Source organism: Siminovitchia thermophila (assembly GCF_016909185.1).
Classification (GTDB): domain Bacteria; phylum Bacillota; class Bacilli; order Bacillales; family Bacillaceae_C; genus Siminovitchia; species Siminovitchia thermophila.
In genome coordinates this window covers 183,501-205,187 of the sequence record NZ_JAFBFH010000002.1, presented here as the reverse complement: position 1 = coordinate 205,187, position 21,687 = coordinate 183,501, and the positions used below count along the sequence as shown (strand labels likewise).

General features: G+C 40.7%; 23 protein-coding genes, 1 tRNA gene and 1 pseudogene. 22 read left to right on the top strand and 3 right to left on the bottom strand.

All coding sequences use genetic code 11. The features are described from left to right. Positions 1–146 precede the first annotated feature (146 nt). Positions 147–740, bottom strand: a complete 594-nt coding sequence (locus JOC94_RS02470; RefSeq protein WP_205178456.1) for a TetR/AcrR family transcriptional regulator — start codon at positions 738–740, stop codon at positions 147–149. 117 nt (positions 741–857) lie between these two features. On the opposite strand from JOC94_RS02470, the gene JOC94_RS02465 reads away from it, so the two are divergent. From JOC94_RS02465 to JOC94_RS23340, 12 genes and pseudogenes are all read left to right on the top strand, one after another. Next, a complete protein-coding gene (locus JOC94_RS02465; RefSeq protein WP_205178454.1) occupies positions 858–1,400 on the top strand; it encodes a hypothetical protein in 543 nt (180 codons plus the stop codon). A gap of 1,204 nt (positions 1,401–2,604) precedes the next feature. Then, the gene (locus JOC94_RS02460) at positions 2,605–2,751 is read left to right on the top strand and encodes a hypothetical protein (protein ID WP_205178452.1); all 147 of its coding nucleotides are present in this window, start codon (positions 2,605–2,607) and stop codon (positions 2,749–2,751) included. A 4-nt stretch (positions 2,752–2,755) separates the two neighbouring features. After that, entirely contained in the window at positions 2,756–4,348 is a 1,593-nt protein-coding gene (locus tag JOC94_RS02455; RefSeq protein WP_205178450.1) for a sodium:solute symporter family protein, read from the top strand. Between the two features lie 438 nt (positions 4,349–4,786). Continuing rightward, positions 4,787–5,596 carry a TrmB family transcriptional regulator gene (locus JOC94_RS02450; RefSeq protein ID WP_205178448.1) on the top strand — a complete coding sequence of 270 codons (810 nt, stop codon included), beginning with the start codon at positions 4,787–4,789 and terminating at the stop codon, positions 5,594–5,596. 72 nt (positions 5,597–5,668) lie between these two features. Further along, entirely contained in the window at positions 5,669–6,385 is a 717-nt protein-coding gene (locus JOC94_RS02445) for an alanyl-tRNA editing protein (protein WP_205178446.1), read from the top strand. A 28-nt stretch (positions 6,386–6,413) separates the two neighbouring features. Next, the gene (locus JOC94_RS02440) at positions 6,414–7,130 is read left to right on the top strand and encodes an AzlC family ABC transporter permease (RefSeq protein WP_205178444.1); all 717 of its coding nucleotides are present in this window, start codon (positions 6,414–6,416) and stop codon (positions 7,128–7,130) included. Beyond that, positions 7,121–7,441, top strand: coding sequence for an AzlD domain-containing protein (locus JOC94_RS02435; RefSeq protein ID WP_205178442.1), 321 nt, complete (start codon positions 7,121–7,123; stop codon positions 7,439–7,441). The genes JOC94_RS02440 and JOC94_RS02435 overlap by 10 nt, the downstream gene beginning before the upstream one ends. A 118-nt stretch (positions 7,442–7,559) precedes the next feature. After that, on the top strand, positions 7,560–7,706 hold the full coding sequence (locus JOC94_RS23465; RefSeq protein WP_205178440.1) for a MetS family NSS transporter small subunit: 147 nt from the start codon (positions 7,560–7,562) through the stop codon (positions 7,704–7,706). Positions 7,707–8,342: 636 nt separating this feature from the next. Further along, positions 8,343–8,630 (top strand): DUF5316 domain-containing protein, encoded by a 288-nt coding sequence (locus JOC94_RS22780; protein ID WP_205178438.1) that lies wholly within the window; start codon positions 8,343–8,345, stop codon positions 8,628–8,630. A gap of 365 nt (positions 8,631–8,995) precedes the next feature. Continuing rightward, the gene (locus JOC94_RS02420; RefSeq protein ID WP_205178435.1) at positions 8,996–10,459 is read left to right on the top strand and encodes an alpha/beta hydrolase family protein; all 1,464 of its coding nucleotides are present in this window, start codon (positions 8,996–8,998) and stop codon (positions 10,457–10,459) included. A gap of 95 nt (positions 10,460–10,554) precedes the next feature. Beyond that, the gene (locus tag JOC94_RS02415; RefSeq protein ID WP_205178433.1) at positions 10,555–10,989 is read left to right on the top strand and encodes a MarR family winged helix-turn-helix transcriptional regulator; all 435 of its coding nucleotides are present in this window, start codon (positions 10,555–10,557) and stop codon (positions 10,987–10,989) included. Between the two features lie 120 nt (positions 10,990–11,109). Next, positions 11,110–11,319, top strand: a pseudogene (locus tag JOC94_RS23340) (DUF819 family protein); the annotation flags it as partial. Between the two features lie 81 nt (positions 11,320–11,400). On the opposite strand, the gene JOC94_RS02410 reads toward JOC94_RS23340, so the two are convergent. Further along, a complete protein-coding gene (locus JOC94_RS02410; protein WP_205178424.1) occupies positions 11,401–12,573 on the bottom strand; it encodes an MFS transporter in 1,173 nt (390 codons plus the stop codon). A gap of 202 nt (positions 12,574–12,775) precedes the next feature. On the opposite strand from JOC94_RS02410, the gene JOC94_RS02405 reads away from it, so the two are divergent. The 10 genes from JOC94_RS02405 (at position 12,776) to JOC94_RS02360 (ending at position 19,949) form a co-directional block, all read left to right on the top strand. Next, the gene (locus JOC94_RS02405) at positions 12,776–13,285 is read left to right on the top strand and encodes a type 1 glutamine amidotransferase domain-containing protein (RefSeq protein WP_205178422.1); all 510 of its coding nucleotides are present in this window, start codon (positions 12,776–12,778) and stop codon (positions 13,283–13,285) included. Positions 13,286–13,373: 88 nt separating this feature from the next. Further along, complete coding sequence (locus tag JOC94_RS02400; RefSeq protein WP_205178420.1) at positions 13,374–13,829, top strand: MarR family winged helix-turn-helix transcriptional regulator; 456 nt, start codon at positions 13,374–13,376, stop codon at positions 13,827–13,829. A gap of 10 nt (positions 13,830–13,839) precedes the next feature. Next, the gene (racE, locus tag JOC94_RS02395) at positions 13,840–14,655 is read left to right on the top strand and encodes a glutamate racemase (protein ID WP_205178418.1); all 816 of its coding nucleotides are present in this window, start codon (positions 13,840–13,842) and stop codon (positions 14,653–14,655) included. 468 nt (positions 14,656–15,123) lie between these two features. Further along, the gene (locus JOC94_RS02390; RefSeq protein ID WP_205178416.1) at positions 15,124–15,342 is read left to right on the top strand and encodes a hypothetical protein; all 219 of its coding nucleotides are present in this window, start codon (positions 15,124–15,126) and stop codon (positions 15,340–15,342) included. A gap of 206 nt (positions 15,343–15,548) precedes the next feature. Next, positions 15,549–16,691, top strand: a complete 1,143-nt coding sequence (locus JOC94_RS02385; protein ID WP_205178414.1) for a GerMN domain-containing protein — start codon at positions 15,549–15,551, stop codon at positions 16,689–16,691. 129 nt (positions 16,692–16,820) lie between these two features. Further along, positions 16,821–17,594: a ribonuclease PH gene (gene rph / locus JOC94_RS02380; RefSeq protein ID WP_205178409.1), complete on the top strand. Its 774-nt coding sequence runs from the start codon at positions 16,821–16,823 to the stop codon at positions 17,592–17,594. Then, positions 17,594–18,196 (top strand): XTP/dITP diphosphatase, encoded by a 603-nt coding sequence (locus JOC94_RS02375; protein ID WP_205178407.1) that lies wholly within the window; start codon positions 17,594–17,596, stop codon positions 18,194–18,196. Before rph ends, JOC94_RS02375 begins: the two co-directional genes overlap by 1 nt. 210 nt (positions 18,197–18,406) lie before the next feature. Continuing rightward, on the top strand, positions 18,407–18,721 hold the full coding sequence (locus JOC94_RS02370) for a hypothetical protein (RefSeq protein ID WP_205178405.1): 315 nt from the start codon (positions 18,407–18,409) through the stop codon (positions 18,719–18,721). A gap of 412 nt (positions 18,722–19,133) precedes the next feature. Next, positions 19,134–19,280, top strand: coding sequence for a hypothetical protein (locus tag JOC94_RS02365; protein ID WP_205178404.1), 147 nt, complete (start codon positions 19,134–19,136; stop codon positions 19,278–19,280). Positions 19,281–19,875: 595 nt separating this feature from the next. Beyond that, a tRNA-Arg gene (locus JOC94_RS02360) sits at positions 19,876–19,949 on the top strand. Positions 19,950–21,080: 1,131 nt separating this feature from the next. On the opposite strand, the gene JOC94_RS02355 is transcribed toward JOC94_RS02360, so the two are convergent. Further along, positions 21,081–21,596, bottom strand: a complete 516-nt coding sequence (locus JOC94_RS02355; protein WP_205178402.1) for a DinB family protein — start codon at positions 21,594–21,596, stop codon at positions 21,081–21,083. Between the last annotated feature and the right edge of the window lie 91 nt (positions 21,597–21,687).

Here is a 21,687-nt window from a genome sequence, read left to right as displayed (position 1 = left end):
ACTCTCCACTCGAGGGTACTACTATCCACTTTAACGAAATACTCGCGACTTTTGAGCAAATCCTACTAAGTAATGACTGTCCAAATTACGATATATTCTCTGTAGGGGTGCCATGTCAAAATTATAAAATTTTAAAAGGTGTGATTTTACAGCGGGTCAACACAGATGGAATCAAGGTGGTATTCGATTGTTTTAATGACTCTTTTCTTACTTAAGCGGTTAGGGTCTAACAAAGCGTGGATCGCTATCCCATCAACGAGCGCATATAGCCTTTCAATTTCCATATCAATGTCCAAGCCAGGCTTTAACAAGCCATGTGTATCAAGGAAATGAATGGTTTGTTGCACGACTGTAAAGACCCCATCTTCAGGTATTGGCAGCTCATCTTTCCGATGTTTTACATGTGCCATAAAAGCAAACCAGACTTCCGTTTCTATGAGCTGTTCTTCATTGATGGGAACTATGTCTAATAAAACATTCATCACCATCTCTTTTGGCGAGAAATCACCTTCCGACTTAGTCCGAATGCGCTTTGTAACTTTTTCTTGTACGAGATCCATCGCATACACAATCAATTCATCTTGATTGGGAAAATAATGGCGCAACGCACCTAATGATAGTCCCGCCTCTTGGGCAATATTTCGTACTGTCGCTCCTTCCATCCCCTTTTTCAAAATAACTTTCCACATCGCCTCTGCAATCCGTTTACGTCTTTTTTCATGATCCACAATTTTTGGCATATGTGGATTTTAACATACAAAGATATGTTGGACAATTAAATAACACAATTGTATTGAAAAAAACATTGGTGTATACTGATTTTAAATAATACAACTGTGCTAATTAGGGGTGATCGGATGAGTGTGATTGTTTGGGCAATTATTTTAGCCGAAGTTAGTTTTTGGGTTGTCATTTTGCTCGGGCTCGTGTTTCGTTATGTATTCAACCGTAAAAAAATGGGTTTTTTCTTTTTAGCTTTAACACCTGTCATCGATTTGTTTCTCTTAATCGTGACTGCTTTTGATCTATTAAATGGGGGTACGGCCACACGAGCTCATGCAATTGCTGCTATTTATTTAGGCGTTTCAGTTGCATTTGGAAAAAGTATGATTAGGTGGGCTGATGAAAGGTTCTTATATTACGTGAAAAAACAGGGGGAAAAGCCAGAGAGAAAGACTGGCTTTTCCTACGCTCGCCACTCTTTAAAAGGCTCTTTTCAGCATTTGTTCGCTTATGTAATTGGAACAGGTTTTTTAATCTCCTTAATTTACTTAGTTGATGATCCAGCACGCACTTCCGTATTTTTCAGTACATTAAAAGTGTGGGCAGCCATTCTCCTGATTGATTTTGTTATTTCTATCTCTTATTTTATTTGGCCGCGAGAAAGAAGAGCATCATAGTTGATCGTTTTACCTATCTATAAGTAGCACTCTTATCTGTAAAGGTTTCTTGGGAAGTTCTATTCCAATGTTTGTGGAATATGTTGCATGGAGCAGGGCGGCGAGATGGACTGATGCCGATACATCAAAATAGCAAAAGCCGAACAATTCATTTATAATTGTTCGGTTTATTTGTGTAAAAAGACCCCTATCATCGCTTTCCGCAGGTCTCTTCAGCTTCCTCGGACAGCAAAGGTCGCTTTCCTGCGGGATCTTCAGCTCGAGCTATTCTACCTATTTTGCCTACGCTAAAAGCTGCATATTATACACTGGGACAATTTATCCGGCATGTAAGGTGCCGTAAGACTCCTACTTCAAGACCTGAGTTGACCACAAAAGGTCTAAGTGTGAGAAAACGGCACCTAAATGCCCGATCGGTTCAACTAACATTCAGTAGGTGCCCTACTGAATGAAGTTTCACTTTATTGTTCGTTTTTTTATCAGTTGATTTAGTTGGGTCTCAGACTCTTTGTTTATTTAGAAAGTAAAAAAGGATACCGTCTGATAAAATGAATTCACAACCATAATTGATGGGAGGTATCCTTATATTTAATATTATAGCATGAACCAAATCGTTTGCCTGTTGGACTTGGAATGAAAACTTCTGGAAAAGGACATTGCCTATGTGTCAACAAGGTGGTGGAGAATATTCCAGATAAAGTTTTCACTGTTTTTTTGCGTGAAACCGCCTGTTCAGGAAGGGCGCTATAACTTTTATTTGAAAGCGTTTTCTTACAGCTGGCGGAATGGTTAAAAGATTCGCCACCAGATGTTACGTTCTATGGATTCACATGCTAAGGATTTTGCATTGATCCAGAACAAGAAATGTTTAAAGCGTTAAGAAAAGCCCGCCAATACATTAAAAGTAAATCGTTTTCATTTTGTTCTTTTACCGGAACGATTGTTACGGGCCTGACAGGAGGGAATCTTCATGCGCCGAATGAATGGGTAAATTTAGAAAGTGTAAAATCGTGACGAAAACATATTTTTACTAGAGTGGTGTAAATATAAAAACACTTGATAGGGATGAACTCGTTTTGATAGTAGATTGACGTGAAATGATCAAAAAGAGGTGTCGCTATTTGCTACGTAAAACCGCTGTTGGACAGTGTTAACCTGTTCACAGCACATGCCTATCTCACTTGTATAATAGGAGGTTAGTAAAATGAACACTGGTGTACTCATTTTATTTGTAAATGCAATCGTTACAACTCTCATCTCTTCGGCGGTCGTCATATGGATTTTAAAAAAAGAATACTTGCCAACGATTAAAAAATTAGAAGCCGATATGAGAAGTAAAGAAGGGGATTAATGCCATGGAGAAGATTGTGTTTTTTGCTGTCATTATTGTTTATATCATTGCCGGTGTTATTGTTACAAGGTATGTGAAAAGTAAAGATGACTTTTATGTCATGGGAGAAAAAGGTTCTACTGTTTTGATCGTAGGCACTTTAGCTGCTACTTATTTAAGCGCTGTCACATTGCTTGGAATTGGGGGGATGATCTATAATGAAGGGCCCGTTCCACATGCGGCATTTGGCTCGTTTGGCGCTTGGCTTGGGACGCTTATTGCTGTCATATATGTCGGCAGAAAAATGAAATCATTGAATTGTCAAACAATACCGGAGTTTTTCGAAAAAAGATTTAATAACAAATGGGTAACCGTTATTGCCGTATGTATTATGATTGTTGCATTATTAGGGTACGGAGTCGTCCAATTAATCGGGGCTGGAGTTGTTTTAGCTGAAATATTGGACATTCCATTCCCGCTGTTGATTTTACTATTTACTGGGGCTCTCTTAGTTTTTAGTGCGTTAGGCGGCATGTTTGGTGTGGTGGTGACTGATACGCTTATGTTTTTCACGATGCTTGCGATTTCTTTGATCATCGCTCCACTTATCATCGGACAAGCAGGTTTAGATCAAATTAAAAATTTGGGAGAAGTCATTCCCAATTACTGGGGAATGACAGGTGCGGCGGAAAGGCCAATCGGTTGGGTTATTTCTCAATTCATCATGTGGATACTATTTTTTAGTTGTACGCCTGCATTGGTGTCACGTGTCTTTCCGGCAAAAAATGATTTCGTTATTTTGAAAACAGCTGTCATTGGTATTTTTTGCGCCCCGTTCATGCAGCTTTTTATTTTTTTAGCCGCGGCAGCGATGCAAGTGCTACAGCCAGGAATTGATCCGGCTGATCGGATGTTTATCGTTGGATTAATGGACTATACTCCACCATCATTGGCAGGTGTAGGATTGGCGGGTTTAATGGCTTCGATTATGTCAACGGCTTCGACACTGTTTGTCTTAACAGGCTTTGCGCTTGCTAAAGATTTATTTGAGAATATTTTGCATATACAAATGGATGAGAGGAAAGGACTGATTTTGGGACGGGTCGCACAAGTTTTCATTGCTGTTCTCGTTTGTATCGTTGCAATCATGCAACCATCAACGATTTTCTGGATCTCCATATACGCTGGTTCCATTTTTGCCGTATCTTGGATGCCGACGATTATTGCCAGCTTTGAATGGAAAAGAATGAATAGTAAAGCCGCCATTGCTAGCATGACAGTTGGCGTAATTAGTTTCATTGTTTTAGGAGAATTGAATAAAAGTGGAATCATTCACTTGTCACCAAACTTTGACCATTTTTATATCTCGATGATTTTGTCTATTATTGCTCTTTTCGTAATAGGTTTTATGACGAAGCCTAATGAGCATGAAATCACATTTTATCAAAAAATGAAAACGGTGAAACTTTCCACCTCTACGATTGCAACTATTTTAAAGAAGGAAAATGGAATTGTCGAACTAAAAAGAGAGTATAAAACGACAATGATTTATGCCATTGCATTTCTCATTATGTCGATCGTTATTTGGGGTTATTTCATTGTGAAAATGGGGTTTTAATCGGATGAGGGGGGCGTTTTCCCACTCTTAATTTGCGGACTTCTTATATAGAAGTCTTTTTGAATTTTGTATGCGTTGCCCATTTAAAAAAAATTCTTCTTTTATAGCTTTTATTGGGAAATGAGCTTTTATCCCGCATATAAGGTGCCGTAATACTCCCACTTCAAAACCTGAATTGATACAAAAGGTCTAAGTGGGACAAAACGGCATCTAAATGCCCGATTTGTTCAACTAACACTCAGTTGGAGATGGAAGAAAACGCCTACTGAATGAAGCTTCACTTTATCCCACAGTATAAGAAGTACTGGTATTCATTTATGGCAGCAAATACATCGGGGAACGGACCCTGTCAAATTTATTGGGAGAGTTTTGTTATTGACAAACGTGATTGCCCATTTTATAGTAGGTATATAAATAACTACTAAAGGAGAACGCTTGATGGAAGCCATTTTTACAGAGCTCCAGAAGTTGGGTTTTTCGCCATATGAGTGTAAAGCTTATGTCGGCTTATTAAAAAACTCACCTGTTACAGGCTATGAAGTGAGCAAACGTACGGGTGTGCCCAGATCCATGATTTATGAGGTTTTAGGAAAATTATTGGATAAAGGGGCGATTTATGTTGTTCCTTCCGAACCTGTAAAGTATTCACCAATACCCGCAAAAGATTTAATCGAGCGTCTTCGCAAATCGTTTGCCGAAACTTTCGATGTATTGGAACAGCATTTGCCAGCGATCGAAAGTGAACGTGAAACAGATGTGATTTGGCATATTCGAAGCCATGAGCATGTGATAGAAGAAATGCTGAATATCATACGTTCGGCGAAAAATGAGCTATGGCTGTCTGTTTGGGAAAAGCAAGTTCCCCTAATCAAAGAGGCGATTGATCAGCGGGTCGAGGATGATATTCACATTTTCTCCATCCTTTTTGGGGCCCCGAATACGCAGTTGGGGTTAACATTTCACCACAACTATATGCCGCCTGAGGTTGTAAAGGAGCGTATGGGCGGTCACTTGACGATTGCAGCCCGTGACGGAGAAGAAGTGCTGATTGCCAATTTCACTGAAAACTCGTTTGCATGGGCTGTAAAAACGCAGGATCCGGCTCTTGTGCTTGTAGCTACTGAATATATTAGGCATGACATCATGATTGAGGAAATTACGAAAGAGTTTGGGCCTGATAAATTGGATGCTCTTTGGAGAACAAATATTGATTTAAGTCATGTTGTGAAAGGAAAGCGGTTCAAATAGAAATGAACCGTATTTTCTTCAAAATTTTTTAGTGGTTAGTTCTATAACATCTAATATGGAGATGATGAAAAGATGACAAAAGAGCTTTTCTTGAACGATTCATACGAAAAAACATGTGACGCTCAGGTTTTGTCGATTGACGGGGATAAGGTCGTTCTCGATCAGACAGTCTTTTATCCAACCGGTGGGGGACAAGAGTGTGACACCGGCCAATTGATTCAAGAGGGCAATTCGTTTGAAGTGTTTCAAGTCAAAAGGGCTGGTGGGAAAATCATCCACTTCATCAAAAATGCCGCGCGATTAAAAATGGGAGAGGTGACAGCCAAAGTCGATTGGGAAAGACGGTGGGGGCTCATGAGGCATCATTCTTTATTACATGTGTTGGGAGCGGTTGTTTATAAAAAGTACGGAGCATTGTGCACGGGTAATAAAATTTATCCTCATAGAGCGAGAATAGACTTTAATCATCTTCACGATTTGAGCGATGATCAATATGAGGAAATTGTCAGCGAAACGAATCACATCATTAAAGAATCTCATCCAATCAAATATGAATGGCTATCACGAAGAAAAGCCGAGAATCGTCCCGGTCTGGTCAAAACGGTTGTGAATTTGTTGCCTCCAACTGTTACGCAAATTCGCATCGTAAAGATTGATTCTGTTGATGAACAGGCTTGCGGCGGCACACATGTGGCAAATACGAAGGAAATTGGTGAAATGAAGCTCGTTAAGGTTAGCAGCAAAGGAAAAAACAACAAACGACTGGAAGTAGAGCTAACTTCTTCTTGAGTTCATGTGTGAAAGGGACATATAAGAGATGGAAAAGTTGATTAAGACAAACGATTCCCTTCATGCTTTTTTTCAAGGTGTGAAGGATTGTTTACCGACTGTATTAGGGTATTTAAGTATTGGTTTTGCCGCCGGTGTAGTGGAAAAAACAGCCGGATTAAGCTTAATGGAAATAGCGCTTATGTCATTACTTTTGTATGCGGGTTCGGCTCAATTTATTGCTGCGGGAATGTGGGTTGCAGGTGCTCCTGTCTTATCTATTATTTTGACCATTTTTATTGTGAATCTGAGATACTTTTTATTGAGCGCTGCTCTCGCTCCCCATTTCCGTCACTTGTCTGCAAAGAAGAATATGATAAATGGATTTTTGTTGACAGATGAAACATTTGGTGTAGCAGCCTATCAGTTGGCTAAAAGAAATGATGCTAATTATCACTGGATGCTTGGCCTAAACGTAACGGCTTATGTAAATTGGTTATTGGCAAATTTGGCGGGAGGCTATTTTGGCTCATGGATTGAACAACCGGAAGCTTTCGGCCTTGATTTCGCCTTGCCCGCCATGTTTATTGGCTTGCTTATACTACAAGTTATAAATCGGCCCACTATATCGATTGAGTTAATCGTTATTGCCGCTGCGGTTATTTTTACAGTGATGGCCAGTCAGGTTGTTCCAACCGGAATTGATGTTATGATTGGCACAATCATCGCTGCTTGTATCGGGATGGTGATAGAAAAGTGGAAATAAGGTGGGATGTGTTATTCATCATAATCGGAGGAGCGATCGTCACCCTTTTATCCCGGGCTTTTCCCTTAATCGTTTTTAGTAAGCTTCATATTCCGGAGTGGGGCATGCGCATGTTAAACTATATACCTGCCGCCATCTTATCTGCCTTATTGGCCCAAGAGCTCCTTCCTTTAGAAGATGGACAGCACTGGGAGGTTTCGCATCTCCTTGCTGCTGCGTTATGTCTGGCCGTGGGGCTCTTGACAAGAAGCCTAATATTGACAGTGGGGACCGGAATAGGGGTTGTCATATTGTATAATTTATTGCATTAAATGGGATTCTATTTAGAAAGAGGATGGTATATGGGATGGACTTTTTCTGATGCTTTGCTGATTATATACATCCCGCATATCCGTTACGATTCTTTGGACTAAAAGTGAGGATGATTCCATGTCACTAGATGCTCTGATTGTGATGATGACTAGTATCACTTTACTTTGGGGTGGTTTGGGTTATTTTATTTTTCGGTTTATTAGATATGGTCGGATAAAAAAGGGGCAACCTGGCAATGTGATCCGTTTAAAAAAGTATGACTAGATAGACCCTAACCCATTCACGGATATGGAAGGGCTTATTCCAATTTGGCAGGGCCGTGACATAACAAAATCAGCTGATTAAAAAACGAACAATAAGTGAAACTTCATTCAGTAGGCGTTTTCTTCCATCTCCTACTGAATGTTAGTTGAACGAATCGGGCATTTAGGTGCCGTTTTCTCCCTCTTAGACCTTTTGTATCAACTCATCAAGTCTTGAAGTGGGAGTCTTACGGCACCTTACATGCGGGATAAATTGTCCAAGGGTATAATAATACGCAACCTTTTAGCGTAGTCAACATATGTAGACTCCTGCGGCAATAGCTCGAGCTGAAGATCCCGCAGGAAAGCGATCTTTGCTTTCCGAGGAAGCTGAAGCCGTGCCCGCGGAAAGCGAAATATGTTGACGTAGCGATAATAGGGATTTTTTTAACACAAATAGGGGCCGACATAAATAGAAAGCTGATTAATATTCGTGAAAATTGTGAGAATAAAACCGCGTGAAATCAAGGGTTTTAAACTTGTGTTTATTTCATTTTTACAGGATTTTTTTGTTTTTTTAAAATATTGAAATAACAGGTTGTTTACTTGAAACTAATTGCCATATCGAGCGTATATAGAGATAAGGAGGGGAGAGACAGTGAAATATGTAATCATAGGCATTCTTTTATCCTTTGTTGCTGTGTTATTTAGTCTCGCAGTGTGGGGAATGGAGAAGGTTGTCTTGATTACCGGGGGTATTGGAGTATTGTTTCTTGGCTTAGCGGCATTGATGTCGGGAGCGCTTGTGAGTGGGGATCGGATGAGAGCCAATTATACAAGCGAATCTTCAGGAGAACGAAACGAAAGAACCACAGTGAGTACAAGACTTGCTTTAATTAGTTTCCCCAATCTGGTTGTAGCGGTATGCTTTCTTTACTTTATGTAAAAAATAGCGTATATAGAATAATGAGCAAATATTCAGAACGAACGAAACTTTCAACCATTCTCTTCTATGTATTTAATCCATCATACAAGATTTTCCCCTTTGCATATAGTTATGGTACAGAAGCATATAACAAAACCGGCTTTCCACTAGGAGGCCGGTTTTCCATTATCCAGTAAAATCCGTTCTTGCTCCTAAAAACAATGGCTGCTTGAAGCTGCTTGCTTGTTTCCGTTATGGTGGGGAATATCTGGGGTTGATCGCTATTTATAGAGTTCTTCTTAAAAAATTGACATTTATATTCTTATAATATATAGTTAAGTTTAGTTAACTAAACTAAATGGATTTTTAAATAGGAGTTGAGATTATTGAGGTTGTTTGAGGGGATTTTAATAGCAGTTCATACTTTGTGGCTTTTTTCTTTTTTGTTTAGATTTAATGCAAAGGTAAAAATAAGCATCAATGTCATCGCACTTTTCCTTTTTGTTATTCACTTGGGGTTTGAGGGTTACCGATGGCAAATGGGATTAACCTATATATTATTTATTTTTTTAACTTTGTTGACATTAAAGTCATTCATACAAAGGAACGCAGAAAAAGCCGCACTTGAATGCGCCAATCAAAAAAAGAAGGTCAAAAAGCTTATATATATTACGCTTATTCTCATTTATTCGTTCAGCAGCTACGGTTTAGTTACTGTCATGCCTGTATTTCAACTTCCAAAGCCTACAGGTCCTTTTGAAGTAGGTATGAACTCAAGGCATTTGATAGATGAATCCAGACATAGTTCAGAACAAAAAGATCGGGAATTAATGATACAAATATGGTATCCGGCAGAGGTGGAAGATAATGCGAAGGACATTCAATATGAATCCTTTCCTTATGAAGAATGGTCAGGAACGATGGAATTCATTTTTTCTGTTCCGCGCTATTTCTTCGAGTATTTGAAGTATGCACAAACTAACAGCATAAAAGATATAGCTGTATCCAATCAAGAAAAGAAATATCCGGTTCTTTTATTTTCCCATGGGTTTGGCAGTACCAGAATGCAAAGTTTTTCCCAAATGGAGGAATTGGCCAGTCATGGGTATGTTGTTGTCAGCGTTGATCATACGAATGATGCAGCTTATACGAAGTTCCCGGATGGACGGGAGATGATGAATCAAACAGACGCATATTCTTATTCATTTAATATTGAAGATGAGAGAGATGTTAAAGCACGATCAGAAGATATAAGCTATGTACTAGATCAATTAACAAGTATCAATGATAAGGATCCTCAAGGTTTGTTTACTGGAAAGATTGACATAGACAGAATCGGTATATTCGGCCATTCATATGGGGGTTCAACAGCTGCACAAGCTTTGCTGGATGATAGCAGGATTTCTGCAGGAATCAACATAGATGGACCTTTGCATGAACCGGTAGCCAGCTCAGGGTTTGAACAACCTTTTATGTTTATTTTAGATGAAGATTATCTCTATTTATCAGAAGAAGAAATTCAGTATACGAATATCACCCAGGAGGAATTTCAAAAGTATCACGATAAAATTTCCGAGCTTGCCGATTTTCACTATAAAGAGGGAATTAAAGGAGATACTTATATGCTTACTTTTATAGCAGGAGATCACTATACTTTTACAGATTTCCCCTTTCTCTCTCCTTTATTGTCATGGAATGTTGACATAGATCAATTCCATCAAGTAATGAACCGGTACACTTTGGCTTTCTTTGATCACTATGTGAAAGATGAAGAGATTGATCCCTTGCTTAGGAAAGAGAAAAAAGAAGATCAGTTTTACTATTTTAAAACCAATATTAAAAATGATTGACAGATTAAAATAATAAACATATAGTTAAGTTTGTTAAACTAAATGGTTGTATCTCCCTCGTATCTGTTAAAGAAAGCAAACAGGGAAGTGAGTTTATGGAAGAATATTTGAAAGTGATCGAACAAATTAACGAGAAATTTGATCTATTCAAGCTGCTGGTTTCACATGAAATAAAAGAGGCCGATCAATTGGAAAGTTTCGGTTTGACTCCGCAGCAGGAAATGATGATGTTATATATCATACGTAATGCGCCCGTGACATCGAATGACATTGCCTCTTATTTAAATATTTCAAAAAGTGCCGTCAGCCAGGTAATTCCGAAGTTGGAAGAAAAGAAGATGATCGAGCGCCAAGTGAATCCGTCCAACCGCAGGGAAATTTATATATATATTGGCAGCCGGGGAAGGGATTACTTGGAGCTTCTTAACAAAATTGATGAACTGCTTGTAAAGAAGTATTACTCGAAAGTAACCATCGAGGAATTGAGACTTGTCCTTTCTATATTAAGCAGAATTGTTGAAAGAGAGTAAGAAAAACTCATGGTGTCGGCTCTGTTGGATATCGGGAGCTTGTAATCACAAGCGTATTCGAAATCCATCTAGAGCAAAGTGCTGGAATTCCGCAGTCTGTCTTACCGATTCATAGGCTGATTTACCATTACTTATGCGCTTTTGAACGGGTCTTATGCTCCCGAGACGTTCGGCACTCATTGCCAACTGGACGGGAGGTTCAGCCAACATGGTCATATTGCAGGGGAATTTTGGATGTACCGGAAAACATTTACGGCTATGCCTTAATGATGGATACTGTCAACTATTGCTCTTTGGGTGATGCTTTTATTTTGGCTTGTACCATTAGCGGATTTTTCCCCTTTGCATATAGTTATGGTACAGAAGCATATAACAAAACCGGCTTTCCATCAGGACGCCGGTTTTGTTTTTTTAAGATGACATCGACTTATAATGTCTTGCTTTTCCTTTATACAATTGATACAAAATAAACGCCAGCACTGAAATAATCATTCCCGAAATATACGGAAGGCCAATTGTGATAGAGAATAGCCAGCCGCCAAGCGGCGGGCCGATAATTCTGCCGAGCGAATCAAAGGAGGAGAGCAACCCGGTTGTGCTTCCATGGCCGGTCATTGATTTTTTCGTCAGAAGAGCGGAAACACTTGGCCTGATCACGCCGTTTCCAATACCGAAAATAGTCAAATAGATGGCTGCTGTAGTAAAGCTGTCCACAAGCAATATTAGAGCAAAACCGATGGTAGAAACAATAATTCCGCCTTGAATGACGGCGCCTTCTCCGTATTTTTTTGTAAGTCTCCCAACAAGGCCGCCTTGAACTATCGCTCCCGCCAATCCCATGATCATGAACAGATATCCAAGTTCAACGGTTCCCAATCCGGCTGTTTTTGCGGCAAAATAGGCAAATGTCGCTTCAAGCCCTGCCAATGAAACCGAAGTGAAAAATTGCATGATATATAATACAGAAACAGGTCCTTGCAATGCCCGGAAAATGGACACCTTTTTTTGAGCCTGTTCACCCCGTACCTCTTTAGGTAACGATTCTTTTAGAATAAACATCACTAGAACAAACGTAAAGAGCGACGAAATACCCGCTACATAAAAAGGCATGCTCAAACTTGTTTTTGAAAAAATTCCGCCGATCGCCGGGCCAAAAATAAAGCCGAGACCAATGGACGCGCCTATGATGCCCATCCCTTTTCCACGGTCCTCGTCAGTCGTAATATCTGCCACATAAGCCATAACCGTTGGCATATTGGCCGAAGAGAGAAATCCCCCGATGATCCTTGCTGCGAACAGCATCCAAAGCTGCGAAGACAGGGCCATCATGAAGAAGGATAGCGCCAAACCGAATATGCCGATCATCATGACGGGCTTACGGCCGATCCGGTCGGATATCCTTCCCCACATGGGAGAAAATAAGAGCTGCATTAGAGAATAGACAGCCATCAAAAGCCCTAATTCAGCCGGGGAAGCCCCCATATGTTCAGCATAAAACGGAAGAACGGGAATAATGATCCCAAATCCCACCATAACAAAAAACATAACCGCAAATAAAATCGGCAATGCTCTTTTCGTTTCCAAAAGAAGTCACTCCAGTCCACAGTCAGTTGAAAATCACATGTTTCTTTGTTGTAGATTCACTTCATCTTACCATGAACAAATTTAGGTTGTGAATTAAAAGGCTGTTCTGTGATAACTTATCCAAAAATATGTCACTTTTGGTTTGAGAAGAATCGTAAAGGGCAAATAAGAAAATAGAAACACATATAAGGAGTTGTTCCAATTGAGCAAAATTGCAACCGTCATAACAAACCTGTTTGAAGACTCGGAGTTTACAGAGCCTGCAAAGGCTTTTCGTGAAGCCGGCCATACGGTTGTCACGATTGAAAAAGAAGCGGGAAAAGTTGTCAAGGGTAAACAGGAACAGGACAGTGTTTCCATTGATAAGGGGATTGACGAGGTTTCAGCAGATGAGTTTGATGCCTTGTTTATTCCAGGAGGTTTTTCACCGGACCAGCTCCGTGCCGATGACCGCTTTGTCGAATTTGCGAAAGCATTCATGGATGCAAAAAAACCCGTGTTCGCCATTTGCCACGGTCCACAATTGCTGATTACGGCAAAAGCTTTAGAAGGAAGAAAAGCCACCGGGTACAAATCCATCAAAGTCGATATGGAATACGCAGGGGCCGATTACCACGATGAAAAAGTGGTCGTTTGCTCTAATCAGCTTGTCACAAGCAGAACCCCGGAAGACCTTCCGGCATTTATTGAAGAATCAATGAAATTGTTATAAACCAAGGGGAAATCACTGTGTTTCCCCTTGTTTTTTTGTTTAAAAAAAGCGACAATGCATATAAAAGGATGTGGGAGGAGCCTCATGAATGGATGGAAAGATGATCCTGAAACATAATGATCAAATCATTGCCGCGCTTGAAAAGGATCTAAGGTACATATCGACGATTGTCAAACAGAAGGGACGAGAATTGCTAACCGACTATTCAATTACACCTCCGCAATTTATAGCCCTGCAATGGCTGTTTGAAGAAGGGGACATGACGATTGGCGATCTTTCGGGCAAGATGTTCCTTGCTTGCAGCACAACAACCGATCTCATAGACAGAATGGAGAAAAAAATGCTCGTTGAACGGGTAAAAGAACCGAAAGATCGGCGGGTCGTTCGCATACATTTATTAGAAAAAGGCGAAAAAATCATCGGCGAAGTCATCAAGAAAAGACAACAGTATTTGCACGATGTTCTTCAGGATTTTTCAGAGCAGGAAGTAATGCATTTAAAGGACAATTTGAAGAAGCTGCATCGCGAAATGAAAAAAGAATGAGGCGTTTTTATTGAAACAGGCAATAGGAGTTATTGATTCAGGCATTGGAGGATTAACTGTAGCAAAAGAAATTATGCGGCAACTTCCAAATGAACACATCTACTATGTTGGTGATACGGCCCGCTGCCCATATGGCCCGAGACCGCAAGAGGAAGTAAAGGGATTCACATGGGAAATGACTTCTTTTTTAATGGAATGGAATATTAAAATGCTCGTCATTGCATGTAATACGGCTACTGCTGTCGTGCTGGATGAAATACAGTCCGAACTTCCCATACCGGTAATCGGTGTCATTTCTCCCGGGGCAAGAGCGGCCTTAAAAGTAACAAAGAATAATCGAATCGGCGTTCTTGGAACGGAAGGGACAATCAAGAGCGAAGCCTATGTGCGCGAACTCATCGCCATCAATATGGAATCGAAAGTGACTCAGCTTGTTTGTCCCAAGTTTGTTCCCATTGTAGAGAGTTTTCAATATAATAGCGATATCGCCAAAAAAATTGTCAAAGAAACATTGACACCGATGAAGAAAACGGATATAGACACACTGATTCTTGGCTGCACCCATTACCCGTTATTGGGACCTCTCATTGAAAAAGAAATGGGACCCCAAGTCCAAGTCATCAGCTCGGGAGAGGAGACGGCCAGCGAAGTAAGCGCCATTCTCCATTATAAAAAAACATTAAATATCGAATCCGCTCCTCCGGAACATCGCTTTTTTACAACCGGATCTAAAGAGCTGTTTGGAAAAATCGCATCCGACTGGCTGGGAATCAGCGATCTATCCATTCAAACGGCAAGCATTGAAAAGGGCGTTATGAAAATATAAACTGCAAAACATATCCCAGTGCGGGATATGTTTTTTCAAGTTAAGCAGTAAAGTTTTTGTATATATTCTTCTTGCGAAGTAAACGGGCGTTGTCCAGTGTCAGCCCCCCAACAACAAGCAAACTTCCTCCTCCTCTCTAAAAAGCTCCGCTTTTTTGTGTGGTTGTTTTTTCAAAAAAGTGAATTTAGAGCACAACGATCAGTCAACAAACTGAACTAATACGAAAAAGTCTTGTTCCGCTCAAAGATTTACGAAGCTCAATTTAAAGAACATGGAGTTTAGCAATCTGCGCCATCGCTTATATGAAGAAGTTTTGTTCTGCTCGATGCAAAGCTTTACAAGGCTTATGAAAGAAGAAAATAAATATGATTTTGAAGCAATCTTCTGGGCCCTTTTCTTCACTTTATTCTTCATTAGCTGGAAGTAAGCCCACCTACTTTAAGAATTCATGTAAAAAGGAAAATGGCATTGGATCAACCACTCGATTGGTTTGGGGCGACAGGACAAGTAAAAGCTTGGGAGCCCGACACATCTCATGTTTTTCAAGGATGTCGATCACAAGGGCGTTGCGACGTCCAAGATGTACGAGTGCAAGTGACAAGGAAGTCTTCAGGGAACATCGTCATCGCACGAAGAAAGGCGGGAGCTTCGAGGTTATCGCTGCCTGAGCATGTACTTCCGCTTTAGCCTTTGTTCTGCTTTTGAAACGCGGACTGAAAGCTCCGTTGATCGAAGTTTCACTTTCTCTTTTGGAGTGCTCCCGTTTGTACGTTGCTAAACGGGGGCTTGCGCTTTTCTTAAATTGTTTCCGAAAACATGTGCCCAAGCGGTCTAATTGGACAAAACAGCTCGTATACATAAAAGTACAAACCGGATAATTAGGAGGGGTAGGTATGTTTAAACGAGCGCAATTGGCCGCCTTGATCGTTATTTTGGCAGCAAGCGGGTTCATATCTGGCTGTGGTCTGTTGAACAAAGGAAAAGAAAAGTTGGATCCTCCCAAGGAAGTCTCCTACTTAAAAGAAGGAGAAGAAATCGAAACATCTCCGAAAAAAGAAGGAGAAGAAATCGAAACATCTCCGAAAAAAGAAGGGGAGGAAATCGAAACATCTCCGAAAAAAGAAGGAGAGGAACAAGAAACTACAGGCGAGGAAGAGAAAGAAAGTACAGTCATGAGAGATTTATACTTGATTGACCGAAACGGATTAGTCGTTTCCCAATCACTTCCTCTTCCTGCCTCCGATAGTGCAGCCAAGCAGGCCTTGGAATACCTTGTTGCGGACGGACCGGTCACCGACATTTTGCCAAACGGTTTTAGAACTGTGCTTCCCGCAGATACAGCAGTGGATGTAGATATACAAGACGGAACGGCCATTGTTGATTTTTCAGAGGAATTTGCCAATTACGAAGCAAAAGATGAAAAGAAAATTTTACAGGCGATTACTTGGACATTGACACAATTCGATACAATTGACCGTGTCGAACTGAGGATGAATGGCCATAAACTAAATGAAATGCCGGTGGACAAAACTCCGCTCAGTGAAAAAGGAGTATCGAGACAGGACGGCATTAATGTAGAGAAAACCGGGGTTGCAGATATTACAAATACACGGCCATTGACTGTTTATTATTTAGCCCAGTCAAATGACAAACCGTATTATGTCCCTGTCACAAAACGGGTTTCAAACACTGAGATGGATGACGTAACCGCAATCGTCAATGAATTGATAGAAGGTCCCGGAATGATGACCGCTTTAGTTAGTGGAATGAGCAGCGACATCCAATTACTCGAGGAGCCTAAAATAAAAGAAGGGGTTATCACCTTAAACTTTAATGAAGCGGTCCTGGGCAGTTCCAAAGAGCAAATGATTTCGGAAGAAACACTTCAATCTTTGGTTCTTTCTTTAACAGAATTGAATGATGTGAAAAGTGTCGCCATATCTGTGGAAGGCAAGAAGGAATTGGTGAACGAAAAGGGTGAACCGTTAACAGCTCCTGTTTCCCGTCCGGAAAAAGTGAATACCGGAAGTTATTAATTCAAATATTTTTGTTATACTAAAGAGGAACGTGAAAGAGGCTGACAAAAAATTGGTGCAGCCTCTGTTGTTTTTTATAATAATTGATCTCATGAAGCGGTTCAGCGAATGATAAAGGAGGACAAGCAGTTGCGAATTGATGAAAGAAAAGCGGATGAATTAAGAGAGATACATATTGAAACCGACTTTTTAAAGCACCCTGAGGGCTCAGTGCTCATTACTGTCGGCGAAACGAAAGTGATTTGTACGGCAAGTATTGAGGAGCGGGTGCCGCCTTTTATGCGCGGGGAAGGAAAGGGCTGGATATCGGCTGAGTACTCCATGTTGCCAAGGGCTACGGAAACCCGGAATATCAGAGAATCATCTAGAGGCAAAGTCTCAGGAAGAACGATGGAAATTCAGAGGTTGATCGGAAGGGCGCTTCGGGCAGTTGTTGATTTAAATGCCATTGGTGAAAGAACGATCTGGATTGACTGCGATGTTATCCAAGCGGATGGCGGAACGAGAACGGCTTCCATAACTGGCGCCTTCGTTGCCATGACAATGGCAATAGCCAAACTTGCCGAAGAAAAAGAAATAGCGGGATTTCCTGTTACAGATTTTCTGGCTGCTACAAGCGTCGGTATCGTAGAAGAGGAAGGCGTCTTATTGGATCTGAATTACCACGAAGACAGCGCCGCACTTGTAGATATGAATGTTGTCATGACAGGTTCAGGAGAATTTGTTGAACTGCAAGGAACTGGGGAAGAAGCGACCTTTTCTGCTCTCCAACTGCATGACATGCTGGCCGCAGCAGAAAAGGGAATGAAACAATTGTTTGATATGCAAAGAGAGGCATTGGGAGTAATAGCCCTCAAAATCGGGAGCAAACCCGAAAAAGTGGATGAGGGCGGTGAGTGCTGATGAAAAGTATTATCGTGGCTACGAAAAATAAAGGGAAAGCAAAAGAATTTGAACAGTTGTTCTTCCGCTATGGAATTGAGGTAAAAACACTCCTCGATTTTCCGGATGTTCCGGATGTCGAGGAGACAGGGGAAACGTTTGCGGAAAATGCCATCCTTAAAGCAGAGACAATAGCCAAACTTTCAGGTCAATACGTTGTGGCAGATGATTCAGGCTTAATGGTCGACGCGCTAGACGGAAGACCTGGCGTCTATTCGGCCAGGTACGCCGGGCCTGGAAAAGACGATAATGCCAATATTGATAAAGTATTGCAGGAGCTGGATGGGGTCAAGGAAAAAGACCGCACTTCCCGCTTTTATTGTGCGCTGGCATTGGCCGGGCCGGAACTCAAAACGATTACGGTAAATGGAACATGCGAAGGGATCATTTTACAGGAGCGGAGAGGAACGGGCGGCTTTGGGTACGACCCTATTTTTTACGTTCCATCCGAAGACTGTTCCATGGCCGAGCTTACGCCGGAAACGAAAAACAACATCAGTCATCGTGCCCAAGCGATGAAGAAGCTGGAGCGGTATATAAAAAAACTGGCAGAAGCCCGGTAATAGGCAAGTCTACATAGTTACGATTTAGTAATAAATTTGGTAAATGCCTATAGTTTGCATTTGAAAGCGGCATTGTGGCTGGACAAGAAAGCGGCAAATGAAAAGGCATGTTGGTCCATTATTTCCGCCATTTTTTTCCGGAACTTTTCAGCAGTGCATGTCAGCAATTAATATTGCTATTCATCGTTTATGGGAGAGTTTGCCGCAAAGTTGCCGTTAGCGCAATGCTGGTTGCTGGAGTCGCTGTACCTTTTGAAGGCTGTTTGTGCCCGTTTTGGTTTTAAAAAAGTTTATATGAGGGCATTTATCGGGCTTTTTTACATGCTCGCTATTGATGAAAGTCTCTTGGTCTATTGGAATACTAATGATCTCCCGTATGCGTCAAGATGCTTTCAGCGGCATTTTAATGCCGACTACGATAACGCTTATCAGAGGGTCGACAAACGGCGGCAGGCATTTGGGATGAGCCTCTGGAACATGTCTTTAGCACTTGGTTGGCCCGGTGCTTGCCGGGTTTTTGATTGATTTGATTGATTATGTTTGATTGGCAGGCATTATTTTGTTTTAACACGCCAGTCGCAGTGGGCGCGATAGTGATCATTCTGAAGTACTCGCCTAAAACAGGAATAAGTGAAAAACCCGCTTTAATCTTTGGGGACTCGTCTTTTCTTTTGGCGGCAGTTTGTTCTTGCTGGCCGCTTTTGCGGAAGCAGGGTCGTGGGGTTGGCTAGACAAACGGACAATCTCCATGGTTTTAGCAGAGGTGATCCTGTTGGTCTTATGTGTAAAAAGAGAGTTGGCAGTTTGAATTTCCGCTGTTGAACTTTAGTGTGCTTGCCCATCAAAGATTTACGTACAGCATTACTTTGAACGCCGTATTGTCTATTGCCTCAGGCGCTTTTTTAATGCAGTCTTGTGAGGGGGATTGCAAACTCGATTGCATGATGCTAGAGCATTTGTGATGACACTGTTTACTCCTGTCACCGGGAAGTTATATAATAAGACAGGGACATTGCCACTCATATTGGCGGGTTTGGCCATTATGGGAAGCGATACATATATAATGAATAGCCTCACAATTTAGCGACAGCTTTATATGATTATTTTTTCATCAGTCCGGTATCGTGCTTTTGCAACATGCCAATTGTGAATGTCGGGATATCTGCTGTCCCGTTAAATATCGCAGGCTACGCCTCAGCACATAATGGACGCGGCCGGCTAATGCATCCTTCTTTATCGATTACCCTGTTCTCCGGGTAATCACTTAGCGTCTGCGATTTATGCGCTACAGGAGTCATGCGGATGAAAGATGCAGCATCTGTATGGGCGGCGGGTGATGTATTTTTGCTTTACTTCATTCCAGTTCTCATTTCATTGCCACTGGCTTTGCTGTTGAAAAGTAAAAAAGCATAAACATTTGGCGTTTCCACACGCGGTGTTGTTTTAGTCTGTGAACCCGGACCCGTTTGGATTGATCAGGATTTTACAGACAATTGCTCCCCTACAAAGCGTCTTCAAATGCCGACAAGTTGGAGTGCGGGCGGATGATACGGGATAAAAAGCTGCTTTTGAGGAGGAATGACGGCCTGACAATTTGATAATAAGAGTTTATTTTTTAAAAAAAGGTTGACTTTATGAAGCGCCAACCATATAATTAATAATGTCTTTCAAAATAATATGTCCCAGTAGCTCAGCTGGATAGAGCAACAGCCTTCTAAGCTGTGGGTCGGGAGTTCGAATCTCTCCTGGGACGTCTTTATATTTGGGTTAAGATTGATACCATGGGAAATACTCTGAAGCGTTTCTATATCAACGTTTTGGGGTGTTTTTATTTTTTATGGGGAATACGCTGAAAAACGAAAAGCTTTTTGACACAAACATCTCTCGAAAGTGGTGATGATGCTCTCTTTTGTATAGCTTTTATTTTGATTTCGTTTTTCTCAAAATTGAAATCTTTTCGGGTAAGGCCTACCATTTCACCAATTGAGCCGGACTATTCAAAGGGAAAGCCGGATGGGATGTTGAAAAGCGGGAATAGAAGTATGAAGCTAAATGGGGGTTTCTTTTATTTTATATACATGGTACAATAGAAGGAATGCTTTTTCGAATGAACTTGAAATATCAAAGGTGAAATAAATGATGTGGCGTTCTTGATTAAAATAATTAAGAACTTAATCACACTGGATCGACTACGGAGTCGTAAGGATGTATGAGAGGTAGGGCATACGTCGTTTAAGTTTTAAATACAGGAATATTATCGCGGCAATTTATCTTGAGATATAGAGTAATAACAAGTTTTTTTAACATATTCGTGAAGTATTATAAGGCACCTTAGCGGGTGCTTTTTTTAATGCAGGAAAAACTCCCTCCTTGACGTATTATGGGGATGAGGAGAGAGGGGGGACTTTTAAACACTATTTGCGGCATTTTATGTACCTGATGGGATACAAATATTTCGGATAGTAGAAGAACACGAAGAGAATAAAATCTTTTCAGATACAGAGCAAAAAATTTTTCTTTTAAGAAATAATGATATGAGTATGGTTTATACGGCAAAGGGTATGCCTGTTGATCTGAATATGCAGGAATTCACATGAATTTTGAGAGGTTTTTTGTGAAATCTACGGATTCTATTTATACAATTGCAAGATTTTTTACCTTTTATATCATTGGTTCCGGGTATTCTAGTAGATATTGTGTACGTAGCCGAATTGACTTAAAGCAAGGTATCTTAGTCGAGCCATGCTAGGGATGTCGGCATCCGGTTTATACAGCTGACAAAAAATATAATTGAGAGCAAAAGTGACGCATAAGTGTTACTCTTTTTCCCAGCATAGGCGAACAAAAAGAGCCCGGCGCTGGCCGGGCTTTACTTAAGCAAGGTTTAGGGTGTCGCCCCTAATAGTAATTTTAACTCGTTTATTTGTTCTATGTGTCGCTGTTTATGCAAATATATTTGTTCAATCCATTGATCAAGGGGTAATTCACCCAAAGCTGGATGCATCACTGATTTTTTCGCCAGCATAGATTTATCTTCTAAAGTATTAAGAAAAGTCATCAACTTTTTTCTGGAATGGGTCAACAAGTCAATTATTTGCTGAACTTTAAATGGTTTTACATCTGGTTCAACGATTTTTGGAGCTTTAATCTTTTTTGTTCTATTCAATAATATAGTGCTAACATTTTTACGCTCTTTTGGGGCGCAATCAGTCTCTTTTAACCCCCATGCAATAGCCTTTATGGATGCCTCTTCCACTAAAACCAAGTGATGGCAAACTTGTGCTATACTCCATTTATTCATACTGGGCTTACTGTTAAATTGAGCATCGCTTAGTAAAGTAATCTCCTTTACTAGGTTATTTCTCGTTTCATGTAAATTGTCATCTAGAAATTTATTCATCAGATTCCTCCCTTCATTAAAAAGTGCGTACTTCCTGTATATATTCTCTACGATGAAAAATATTCAACTTTGTCACGAGTCTTTTTTTCTT